General features: G+C 74.8%; 10 protein-coding genes. 7 read left to right on the top strand and 3 right to left on the bottom strand.

Annotation, left to right across the window (positions count from 1 at the left end; all coding sequences use genetic code 11):
• Positions 1–201: 201 nt before the first annotated feature.
• Entirely contained in the window at positions 202–528 is a 327-nt protein-coding gene (locus AC4IJH_RS17670) for a cupin domain-containing protein (protein ID WP_490852683.1), read from the bottom strand.
• Between the two features lie 205 nt (positions 529–733).
• Here AC4IJH_RS17670 and cutA point away from each other — a divergent pair, with 205 nt between their 5' ends.
• Together cutA and AC4IJH_RS17660 are read left to right on the top strand one after the other, a co-directional pair.
• Complete coding sequence (gene cutA, locus AC4IJH_RS17665; RefSeq protein ID WP_490852682.1) at positions 734–1,078, top strand: divalent-cation tolerance protein CutA; 345 nt, start codon at positions 734–736, stop codon at positions 1,076–1,078.
• Positions 1,075–2,139 carry a trypsin-like serine peptidase gene (locus AC4IJH_RS17660; protein ID WP_490852681.1) on the top strand — a complete coding sequence of 355 codons (1,065 nt, stop codon included), beginning with the start codon at positions 1,075–1,077 and terminating at the stop codon, positions 2,137–2,139. Before cutA ends, AC4IJH_RS17660 begins: the two co-directional genes overlap by 4 nt.
• Positions 2,140–2,237: 98 nt before the next feature.
• Here the strand turns inward: AC4IJH_RS17660 and AC4IJH_RS17655 are convergent, their stop codons facing one another.
• Positions 2,238–2,915: a SanA/YdcF family protein gene (locus tag AC4IJH_RS17655; RefSeq protein WP_490852680.1), complete on the bottom strand. Its 678-nt coding sequence runs from the start codon at positions 2,913–2,915 to the stop codon at positions 2,238–2,240.
• Positions 2,916–3,116: 201 nt separating this feature from the next.
• Here AC4IJH_RS17655 and AC4IJH_RS17650 point away from each other — a divergent pair, with 201 nt between their 5' ends.
• From AC4IJH_RS17650 to AC4IJH_RS17640, 3 genes are all read left to right on the top strand, one after another.
• Entirely contained in the window at positions 3,117–3,617 is a 501-nt protein-coding gene (locus AC4IJH_RS17650) for a gamma-glutamylcyclotransferase family protein (protein WP_490852679.1), read from the top strand.
• Between the two features lie 7 nt (positions 3,618–3,624).
• Positions 3,625–4,605, top strand: a complete 981-nt coding sequence (locus AC4IJH_RS17645; RefSeq protein WP_490852678.1) for an adenosine deaminase — start codon at positions 3,625–3,627, stop codon at positions 4,603–4,605.
• Between the two features lie 137 nt (positions 4,606–4,742).
• The gene (locus tag AC4IJH_RS17640) at positions 4,743–5,609 is read left to right on the top strand and encodes a GyrI-like domain-containing protein (RefSeq protein WP_490852677.1); all 867 of its coding nucleotides are present in this window, start codon (positions 4,743–4,745) and stop codon (positions 5,607–5,609) included.
• 45 nt (positions 5,610–5,654) lie between these two features.
• On the opposite strand, the gene AC4IJH_RS17635 is transcribed toward AC4IJH_RS17640, so the two are convergent.
• Entirely contained in the window at positions 5,655–7,745 is a 2,091-nt protein-coding gene (locus tag AC4IJH_RS17635) for a molybdopterin oxidoreductase family protein (RefSeq protein ID WP_490852676.1), read from the bottom strand.
• A gap of 366 nt (positions 7,746–8,111) precedes the next feature.
• Between AC4IJH_RS17635 and AC4IJH_RS17630 the strand changes: the two genes are divergently transcribed.
• Both AC4IJH_RS17630 and AC4IJH_RS17625 read left to right on the top strand, forming a co-directional pair.
• Positions 8,112–9,038, top strand: a complete 927-nt coding sequence (locus AC4IJH_RS17630; protein WP_490852688.1) for a sirohydrochlorin chelatase — start codon at positions 8,112–8,114, stop codon at positions 9,036–9,038.
• Positions 9,035–10,369, top strand: a complete 1,335-nt coding sequence (locus tag AC4IJH_RS17625; RefSeq protein ID WP_490852675.1) for a deoxyguanosinetriphosphate triphosphohydrolase — start codon at positions 9,035–9,037, stop codon at positions 10,367–10,369. The genes AC4IJH_RS17630 and AC4IJH_RS17625 overlap by 4 nt, the downstream gene beginning before the upstream one ends.
• Positions 10,370–10,469 lie beyond the last annotated feature (100 nt).

The raw sequence follows: 10,469 nt of genomic DNA, 5'->3' as shown, positions 1-10,469 counted from the left end.
CCCCGCCCCCCCCCCCCCCCCCCCCCCCCCCCCCCCCCCCCCCCACGGCTCCGGCGACGACGGTACGTACAGCATGGATGCGCATACTCAAGACCTTTCCCCCATAAGTGCGTTGTCGCCACAGCAGACCACCGGACGGGCGAAAGGGTTGTACGGAAGCCGTACGGTCCGTCGGCCGTCCCGCGCGCCAACTCCCGCCGTCTACGGTGCCGTTGCGGTGACCGCCGTGAGCAGTACGGCGGAGTCCTCCACGGCCAGCAGCCCGTGCCGCTCGTGCGGGATCGCCGCGATCTGACCGGCGATCAGATCCTGGTCGCCACTGGCGGCGGTCAGCCGTACGTGGCCGTGCAGGACCTGGAGGCTGGCCGCCGGGGGAGCGTTGTGCTCGTCCAGCGAGGAGCCCCCGGTCAGCGCGATCACGGTCTGCCGCAGCGGCCCGTCGTGCAGGAAGAGATGCGCCCCGCGGCCGTGCGGTGAGGTCCGCGCCTCGTCGAGCTGCCGGCGGGCGAGGGTGGTGAGGTCGTCCATGGTGGCAATGGTCCTTCCGTCCGCGATGTCCCGTCCGCTCCATCCTGATGGCGGCCCGCCCGCCCGCAAGCGGGCGCGCCCGGATGTTTCCGGACGCATCGGGGCGCATACCGGTCCGGCGGCACCTGGTCGGCCTGGAAGATCCTTCCGGTCCGTACGATGCGGGAGATCCGTACGCCGAGCCGACGCCGGAGGGTGTGTCCACATGGCCGAACGAGCCGTGAGAGACCAGCAGGCCCAGTTCCTGACCGTGATGACGACGACCGACAGCGCCGCCAAGGCCGAGGAACTGGCGCGGGGGGCGGTCGAGGCGCGGGTGGCGGCCTGCGCGCAGATCAGCGCGCCCGTCACCTCCGTGTACCGCTGGCAGCAGGCGATCGAGACGGCACAGGAGTGGCAGGTGCTGTTCAAGACGACGGCCGCGCGCTACGAGGAGCTGGAGGCCCACCTCCTCGCGGCGCACGACTACGACACCCCCGAGATCATCGCCACCCCGGTCGTCCGCGGCGGCGCGGGCTACCTCGCCTGGCTGGCGGAGGAGACCCGTTGAGCCGGGCAGGAGCGCGGCGCCGCCGCACGGGAGCGGTGGCGGCGGGCGTGGTGATCGCCCTGTGCGCGGCGAGCGCGACGGCGGTCGGCGTCACGGAGGAGGAGGGTATGGGCGCGGCGCAGGCGGCCTGGGCCACCGCCCCCTCGGACGCGCGTACCTCCACGTTCACGGCAGCGGCGCGCCCCGCCGAAGCGGACGCGAGCGCCACCGGCTGGACCGCCGAGGACGCCCACCGCTACTGGACCCCCGAGCGGATGGCGGCCGCGACCCCGGCCGAGGCCACCGCACCCCGTTCGGCCGGTCCCGCGCTCCCGGAGGCTGCCGCGCCCCGTTCGGCAGGCGCCCAACTCGCGCCCAACGCGCAGCACTTCGACGGCATACCGTCCGTCGGCGTCCTCTTCTCCGTCGGCAAGGACGCCAAGGCGCACCACTGCACCGCGAGCGTCGTGCGCAGCCCCCGCCGTGACCTCATCCTCACCGCGGGCCACTGCAACCCCGGCCCGCGCGCCGCCTTCGTGCCGCAGTACCGGTCGGGCGCCGACCCCCAGCCGTACGGCATCTGGGCGGTCGGCCGCGCCTTCGCCGACCCCCGGCGCACCGACACGGGACCAGGTTCCGACCTCGACTTCGCTTTCGCGACCGTCGCACCCGACGCGAAGGGGCGGCCGATCGAGGCGGTCACCGGCGGCAACGTCCTCACGCCCACGCCCGGTTACACCAACCGCGTCACCGTCATCGGCTACCCCTCGGTCCGCCACGACCCCGCCGACCGGGCCGTCCGCTGCACCACGGACACCACCCGCCTGCCCGGCCGGCGCCAACTGCGCATGGAGTGCGGCGGCTTCTACGGCGGCACCTCGGGCGGCCCCTGGCTGACCGGCTTCGACGCACGCACCCGCACCGGCCGCGTCATCGGCGTCATCGGCGGACTGAACGGCGGCGGCCCCACCGGCCCCGACAACCACCGCACCTCCTACAGCCCGGTCCTGTGGAAGGACGCCTTCCGGCTGTACGCCCGCGCATCCGCCGCCACGCGCTCCGCGGGGAGTGCGGTCGGTTGACGGCGGGCCGTCTGTGGCTCGTCGCGCAGTTCCCCCGCGCCCCTTACGGGGCGCGGCACCGCGCCGGACTCCGCATGTCCGCCGCAAGCGTCCGTCCCTCACCGCAGCGCCTGTGACACGCCCTCCTCCCGCGGCCCGAGGAAGCGCGGGTCAGGGCGCAGCAGTGCCTCGGTCGCGGCCTTGCCCGAGGCGAGAAGTTCGCGGATGCCGCCGTAGAGCCAGGTCGCGTCGTGGGCGTCGCCCTGCGCGCCCACGCCGTACGACTCGATCCCGGCCGCCTGGCACAGGGCCACGGCGCGGCGGATGTGGAAGCCCTGGCTGACCAGGACGGCCCGCTGCACGCCGAAGATCCGGCGGGCGCGGCTGCACGAGTCCCAGGTGTCGAAGCCCGCGTAGTCGCTGACGATCCGGCGGCCCGGCACGCCGTGCTTGACGAGGTAGCCGCGCATGGCGTCCGGCTCGTCGTAGTCGTGGCGGCTGTTGTCGCCGGTGACCAGGATCGCGCGGACGGCGCCCCGCTCGTAGAGCCGGGCCGCGGCGTCCAGCCGGTGCGCGAGGTAGGGGGAGGGCTCGCCGTTCCACAGGCCCGCGCCGAAGACGACGGCCACCGGGGCCGCGGGCGCGTCGGCCACCGTACGCACCCGTGGCCCGGCCACCGCGTACATCCAGGTGGCCGGCAGCAGCGCGAACACGCAGGCCAGGACGGTGGCCTGGACGGTGCGCCGCCACCCCCGGCGCGTCCTCGGCAGCCGTATCCGCCCCAGCAATCCCCGCATGCTCTCTCCCCGTTCTGCAAGCCGTCGTTCCCCGGCCGTCCATGAGCCACGAGCCGTCGGCCGCGCCCAGCCCTCGCCCGCCGGGCGCCCGTGCGCCCCGTTCGGCCTCCCTGGATGCGACGCCGCGCGGGCTGGCATGGTTGCGCCGGGCGCACCACCGGCGCCCGGCGCACACGGACCACCCGTCGAAAGGCCCCCCCCATGCACGAGCGGCTGCCGTTCTTCGTCTACGGGACGCTGCGGCCCGGCCAGACCCATCACGCCTGGGCCCTGCGCGGCCGGACGGCGGCCGAGGAGAGCGCCCGGGTCAGGGGCGCGCTGCTGTACGACGGGCCGGGCTACCCGTACGCGATCTCCGGCCCGCCCGAGGCGGTGGTGCACGGCGACCTCGTCACGCCCCGAGAAGCGCTCTACGACGAGGTGCTCGCGGTCCTGGACCGGCTGGAGGGCCATGTCCCCGGCGCCCCGGACAACGCCTACGAGCGGCTGGCCACCGACGCCGTGTACCCGGACGGCCGCACCGTACGCGCCTGGATCTACCTGGCCGCCGAGCCGCTCGCCACCCGCCTGCGCACCACCGCCACCCCCGTCGAGGGCGGCGACTGGCTGCGCGCGGACCGGGTCGAGCGGGCCCGTCGCCCGGTCGGCCCCAGGGCCCCGGATAGCCTGGAGAGCCCGTCCCGCGACCCCGAACAGGTGTGATCCCGCCGTGCCCCCGATCCCCAAAGCAGAGCTGCACCTCCACATCGAGGGCACCCTGGAGCCGGAGCTGGCCTTCGCGCTCGCGAAGCGCAACGGCGTCACCCTGCCGTACGCCACCGAGGAGGACCTGCGCCGCGCGTACTCCTTCGCCGACCTGCAGTCCTTCCTCAACCTCTACTACGCGCTGATGGCGGTGCTGCGCACCGAGGACGACTTCGCCGACCTCGCGCACGCCTACCTCGCCCGCGCCCAGGAGCAGGGCGTACGCCACGCGGAGATCTTCTTCGACCCGCAGGCGCACACCTCCCGCGGCGTCGCGCTCGGCACGGTCGTCGAGGGCCTCGGCCGCGCCCTGGACTCCGCCCAGGAGACGTACGGCATCAGCACCCGCCTGATCATGTGCTTCCTGCGCGACGAGAGCGCCGAGTCGGCGCTGGCCACCTTCGAGGCCGCGCGCCCCTACCTGGACCGGATCGCGGCCGTCGGCCTGGACTCGGCCGAGGTCGGGCACCCGCCGTCGAAGTTCAAGGAGGTCTACGCGCTGGCCCGCGAGGCCGGGCTCAAGTGCGTGGCGCACGCGGGCGAGGAGGGCCCGCCCTCCTACGTCTGGGAGGCCCTGGACGTCCTCGGCGTGGACCGTATCGACCACGGCGTGCGCTGCATGGAGGACGAGCGCCTGGTCGCACGCCTGGTGGCCGACCAGGTCCCGCTCACGCTCTGCCCGCTGTCCAACGTACGGCTGCGGGTCATCGACGACCTCGCCGACCACCCGCTGCCCGCGATGCTGGACGCCGGCCTGCTGGTCACCGTCAACTCGGACGACCCGGCCTACTTCGGCGGCTACGCCCACGACAACTTCACCGCCGTACGCGACGCGCTGGCCCTCGACGAGCAGACCCTGCGCACCCTGGCCCGCAACTCCTTCCTCGCCTCCTTCCTGGACGAGGACACCCGCGAGGCCTACCTGAAGGAAGTCGACGCGTACTAAAGGAAGCCGACGCGTACTAGCGGCCGCTCGCCCCAGAGGCCGCCCGACGGCGCACCCGACCGGAGCGGGCACAGGAAGTCGGGTCCGGCGGGATGCGGTCTTCCTACCGTGAGGAGCGCAAAGGGAAGGAGTCCGTGGTGCTGGAGCGGCTGAACGAGGCCATGGAGCACATCGAGTCGCATCTCGACGAGCCCATCGAGGCCGGTGAGCTGGCACGGATCGCGATGACGTCGGAGTACCACTTCCGCCGGATGTTCTCCGCGCTGGCGGGCATCGGGCTGGCGGAGTACATCCGGCGCAGGCGGCTCACCGTCGCGGGCGCCGAGGTGCTCGCCACGGAGCGGACGCTGCTGGAGATCGCGGTGCGCTACGGCTACGGCTCGGGGGAGGCGTTCGCGCGGGCGTTCCGCGCCGTGCACGGCGTCGGTCCGGGCGAGGCCCGGCGCACGGGTGCCGCGCTGCGCTCCCAGCCACGGATGTCCTTCCGCCTCATCGTCGAAGGGAGCAGCAGCATGCACTACCGGGTCGTGGACAAGGACCGGTTCCGGGTGGCGGGCAAGAAGGCCAGGGTGCCGCTCGTCCACGAGGGGGTGAACCCGCAGATCGCCGCGTTCGTCCGCGGCATCGACGCGGAGACGGTAGGGCGCATCACCGCACTGTCCGACCAGGAGCCGGCCGGGATCGTGGCGGTGAGCGACGACCTCGACCCGAGCCGGGCGGAGGGCACCGAACTCGACTACTACCACGGCGTGGTGACCGGGGCCGAGGTGCCCGAGGACCTGGACGCGCTCACCGTCCCCGCGGGGACCTGGGCCGTCTTCGAGAGCTCCGGGCCGTTCCCGCAGACGCTGCAGTACATGTGGCGGGACGTGTTCACCCAGTGGTTCCCCTCCAACCCGTACCGGAGCAGGCCGGGCCCGGAGATCCTGAGCGTCCGGCTGTCGCGGGACGCGGCACAGGCAGACGCCGAGCTGTGGATTCCGGTGGAGCGCACCGCGCTCTGACGCGAGAGGCGGGGGCTTGTGGGGCCACCGGTTCCACGAGCCTTCCTACGGTTCCACCCGCTCCAGACGCACCGCGCACGCCTTGAACTCCGGCATCCGCGACACCGGGTCCAGCGCCGCGTTCGTCAGCGAGTTGGCCCGCCCCTCGCCCGGCCAGTGGAAGGGCATGAACACCGTGTCGGGGCGGATGTCGGCGCTCACCCGGGCCGGCGCCACCGCCCGGCCGCGCCGCGAGACGACGGCCACCCGGTCGCCCTCGGCGATCCCGTACTGTCCGGCCAGCCGGGGGTGCAGCTGGACGTACGGGCCCGGTGCCGCGACGTTCAGCTCGGCCACCCGCCGGGTCTGCGCGCCGGACTGGTACTGGGCCAGCACCCGCCCCGTCGTCAGCAGTACGGGGTACTCCTCGTCGGTCTCCTCCGCGGCCGGGCGGTGGGCGACCGGCACGAAGCGGGCCCGCCCGTCCCCGGTCGCGAAGCGGTCCAGGAACAGGCGGGGCGTACCGCCGTGCCCCTCGTGCGGGCAGGGCCAGAACACGCCCTGTTCACCGGCGATCCGCCGGTAGCTGATCCCGGAGTAGTCCGCGGGCCCGCCCGCCGAGGCGCGCCGCAGCTCCTCGAAGACCTCCTCCGGGTCGGCGGGGAACCCCTTGTCCCAACCGAGCCTCGCGGCGAGGGAGTTGAGGACCTCCAGGTCCGTACGGACCCCGGGCGGCGGCGGCACGGCGCGTCGGCGCAGCAGCACCCGCCCCTCCAGGTTCGTCACCGTCCCCGTCTCCTCCGCCCACTGCGTCACCGGCAGTACCACGTCCGCCAGCGCCGCCGTCTCCGAGAGCACCACATCGGCCACCGCCAGGAAGTCCAGCGAACGGATGCGCTGCTCGATGTGGGCCGCGTGGGGCGCCGAGACCACGGGGTTGGAGCCCATCAGCAGCAGCGCGCGGATATCGCCGCCCAGCGCGTCCAGCAGCTCGTACGCGCTGCGGCCGGGCCCCGGCAGCACATCGGGGTGCACGCCCCACACATCCGCCACATGGGCCCGCGCCGCCGGGTCGGACAGCTTGCGGTAGCCCGGCAACTGGTCGGCCTTCTGGCCGTGTTCGCGCCCGCCCTGCCCGTTCCCCTGCCCGGTCAGGCAGCCGTAGCCGGACAGCGGGCGCCCCGCCCGGCCCGTCGCCAGAGACAGATTGATCCAGGCGCCCACGGTGTCCGTGCCCTTGGACTGCTGCTCGGGGCCGCGCGCCGTCAGCACCATCGACTCCCGCGCGCCGCAGAACAGCCGCACGGACTCGCGCAGTTGCGGTACGGGGACGCCGGTGATCCGCTCCACCAGCTCCGGCCAGTGCGCCATCGCCGCGGCCCGCGCCTGCGGCCAGCCCGCGGTGCGGCGCGCGATGAACTCCTCGTCCGTGCGCCCCTCGGTCACCACCAGGTGCAGCAGGCCCAGCGCCAGCGCCAGATCCGTGCCCGGCCGGGGCGCCAGATGCAGATCGGCCTGCTCGGCGGTGCGCGTACGGCGCGGATCGACGACGATCAACGTGCCGCCGTTGTCCCGCAGTTCGGTCAGATAGCGCAGCGCGGGCGGCATGGTCTCGGCCAGATTGGAGCCGACCAGCAGCACACAGCCGGTTCGGGCCACATCCGCCATCGGGAAGGGCAGCCCCCGGTCCAGCCCGAAGGCCCGCTGCTGCGCCGCGGCGGCCGAGGACATGCAGAACCGGCCGTTGTAGTCGATCTGCGAGGTCCCCAGCACCAGCCGCGCGAACTTCCCCAGCGCGTACGCCTTCTCGTTGGTCAGCCCGCCGCCGCCGAAGACCCCCACCGCGTCCCTGCCGTGCGCCGCGCCCGTACGTGCCAGGCCGCTCGCGACCCGCTCCAGCGCCTGGTCCCAGGTGGCCGGCTCCAGCTCCCCGGTGGCGCCGCGCACCAGGGGAGCGGTCAGGCGCACCCGGGAGGAGAGCACCTCGGCCGCCGTGCGGCCCTTGCCGCACAGCGCGCCCCGGTTCACGGGGAACGCGGGCCGCTCCACCACCCGTACACCGCCCTCGGCGGGACGCAGGCCCATCCCGCACTGGAGGGCGCAGTACGGGCAGTGGGTGTCGACGGCGGGCGCGGGGGAAGGGGCGGCAGTGCTCATACGCTCCAGCCTGGTGCGGGCGTGTTAGGCCCGCACCACGCCCCGGTTACGCACCGGGGGCGCGCGCCTCACCGGTGGCGGCGGGCGGCGTGAGGGGGCGGAAACCAGCCGTCATGCCCGCGCAACGGCCCCGCAACGCCCGCCTGCCACGCTCCCGGCATGGCGTCGATCCCGCAGCAGCCCGCCCGCGGCCCGCACCGGCGTCCGGCCGGCCCCGCGGGGAACGTACCGGACCGCCCGACGGCAGGATGCCGCGGACCCGCCCCGGGCCCGGACCGCGCCCCCTGCGACGACGCAGGCCGCACCGGCCCCGCCCCCGCCGACGACGCCCGCCCCGGCCTCGTCCTCGACAGTACGGCGCAGCTCATGACCGAGATCACCGCACAGCTCAGCGACCGCCTCAGCCGCCTCTCCCGCAGCGGCTACCGCACCGCCCCCACGCCGCCGGTCCGCCGCACTCCACCGCCGACCCTGCTCGCCGTGGCGCACGGCAGCCGCGACCCGCGCGCCCTGCGCACCGTCACCGCGCTGCTGGCCCGCGTCCGCGCGCTCCGCCCCGAACTGCCCGTCCGCCTCGGCCACATCGAGCTGAACGAGCCGCTGCTGCCCGACGCCCTGGCGCAGTTGCGCGGCGAGGCGGTTCTGGTCCCCCTGCTGCTGACGCACGGCCACCACGTCACCCACGACATCCCCGCAGCCCTCGCCCCGCACGCATCCCGCCTGTCCGCCACCGTCGCCGCCCCGCTCGGCCCGCACCCCCTCCTGGCCCAGGCCCTGCACGCCCGGCTCGCCGAGGCCGGGTTCACGGCCGCTCCCGGCAGCCCGGCGGCCCGCCGTACCGGCATCGTGCTGGCCGCCGCGGGCTCGCGCGCACCGCGCTCGGCCGCCGACACCGCCCGCACCGCCGAACTGCTGTCCGCCCGCCTCGGCGGCATCCCCGTCCTGCCCGCGTACGCCACCACCGCGGCACCTGACCCCACGCGCGTCGCCGCCCCCTCGGACCACGGCGGCGACCGCCCCACGATCGCGGCGCCCGGGGCCGCCCCGACCGTCGCCGAAGCCGCCGCCGCCCTGACCGCCCACGGCCGCCACCGCATAGCCCTCGCCTCCTGCTTCACCGCCCCCGGCCGCTTCGCCGCCCAGTGCGCACGGGCCGCCCCCTGGATCGCCGCCGCCCCCCTCGGCGACCACCCCGCCCTCGCCCGCCTCGTGCTGCACCGCTACGACCGGGCGCTCCTGGCGCGTACCTCATCCGACCGGGACCCGGACCGGGCGGCTACCGTCGCGGTATGACGGGCACAACACCGACCGCCGCTTCCGGCACCGACCACCACGACGCGGGCTACGGCGAGGCCGACACCGAACGGTGGGTCCCCGAACCGGACAAGCGCCCGGGGCGCACCGCCTTCCAGCGCGACCGGGCCCGCGTCCTGCACTCCGCCGCGCTGCGCCGCCTGGCGGGCAAGACCCAGGTCGTCACGCCCGGCACCACCGGCGTGACCAACTGGGTCCTGGACGCCAGCCCGCGCACCCGCCTGACCCACTCCCTGGAGTGCGCCCAGGTCGGCCGCGAACTGGGCGCGGCCCTGGGCTGCGACCCGGACCTGGTGGAGACCGCCTGCCTGGCCCACGACCTGGGCCACCCGCCCTTCGGGCACAACGGCGAGTCCGCGCTGAACGAAGTCGCCGCCCCCTGCGGCGGCTTCGAGGGCAACGCCCAGTCGCTGCGGCTGCTGGCCCGCCTGGAGCCCAAGCGCTTCGTACGCTCCGACAGCGGCCAGGTCCTCAGCGTCGGCCTCAACCTCACCCGCGCGGCCCTGGACGCCGCCACCAAGTACCCCTGGCCGCGCGGCGGGCACCCCGAGGACCCCAAGTCCCGCAAATTCGGCGTCTACGAGGACGACCTGCCGGTCTTCGACTGGTTCCGGCGCGGCGCCCCCGAGCACGCCGTCAGCTTCGAGGCGCAGGTCATGGACTGGTCCGACGACGTGGCCTACTCCGTGCACGACGTGGAGGACGGCCTGCACGCCGGCCACCTGGACCCCAACGTCCTGCACGCCGACCCCGAGCGCGCCGAGGTCTTCGCCGTCGCCGCCGACCGCTACGCCCCCGGCGCCGACCCCGCCGCACTGGGCGCCGCCCTGGACCGCCTGCTCGACCAGGAGTGGTGGCCGCACGGCTACGACGGCTCCGCGCTCGCCCAGGCCCGCCTCAAGGACGCCACCAGCCAGCTCATCGGCCGCTTCTGCCTGGCCGCGGAGAGCGCCACCCGGGCCGAGTACGGCACCGGACGGCTGACCCGCTACCGCGCCCGGCTCGTCGTCCCTTACGAAACCCGGCTCGAATGCGCCGTGTTGAAGGCCGTCGCCGACCGCTACGTCATGCAGCGCCCCGACCAGGAAGCGCTCCGCGCCGAACAGCGCGTGATCATCGCCGAGCTCGCCGAGGCACTGATCGCCCGCGCCCCCGACGGCCTGGACCCGCAGTTCCGCGCGCTGTACGACAGGGCGGAAGCGGCCGGCGACGACAGTGCCCGTATGCGCGCGGTCATCGACCAGATCGCGGCCCTCACCGACGCCTCGGCGCGCACCCTGCACGCCCGTCTCACCCGGCGGCACCGGTGACACCCGTGACATCCAAGGCAACCGAGGGTGACCTGTGAGCGCCCTACCCTCTTCCCCCATCACGCTCTGTGCGGGACGCTCAGGCGTGACCGTTCGCAGC

The organism is Streptomyces sp. UF-297 (genome assembly GCF_058245575.1).
This window is presented reverse-complemented; position numbering and strand designations above follow the sequence as displayed.

Coding starts and splice junctions, on each gene's coding strand:
- AC4IJH_RS17670 (WP_490852683.1), bottom strand. CDS start 528: ATGGACGACCTCACCACCCTCGCCCGCCGGCAGCTCGACGAGGCGCGG.
- cutA (WP_490852682.1), top strand. CDS start 734: ATGGCCGAACGAGCCGTGAGAGACCAGCAGGCCCAGTTCCTGACCGTG.
- AC4IJH_RS17655 (WP_490852680.1), bottom strand. CDS start 2,915: ATGCGGGGATTGCTGGGGCGGATACGGCTGCCGAGGACGCGCCGGGGG.
- AC4IJH_RS17650 (WP_490852679.1), top strand. CDS start 3,117: ATGCACGAGCGGCTGCCGTTCTTCGTCTACGGGACGCTGCGGCCCGGC.
- AC4IJH_RS17635 (WP_490852676.1), bottom strand. CDS start 7,745: ATGAGCACTGCCGCCCCTTCCCCCGCGCCCGCCGTCGACACCCACTGC.
- AC4IJH_RS17630 (WP_490852688.1), top strand. CDS start 8,112: ATGACCGAGATCACCGCACAGCTCAGCGACCGCCTCAGCCGCCTCTCC.
- AC4IJH_RS17625 (WP_490852675.1), top strand. CDS start 9,035: ATGACGGGCACAACACCGACCGCCGCTTCCGGCACCGACCACCACGAC.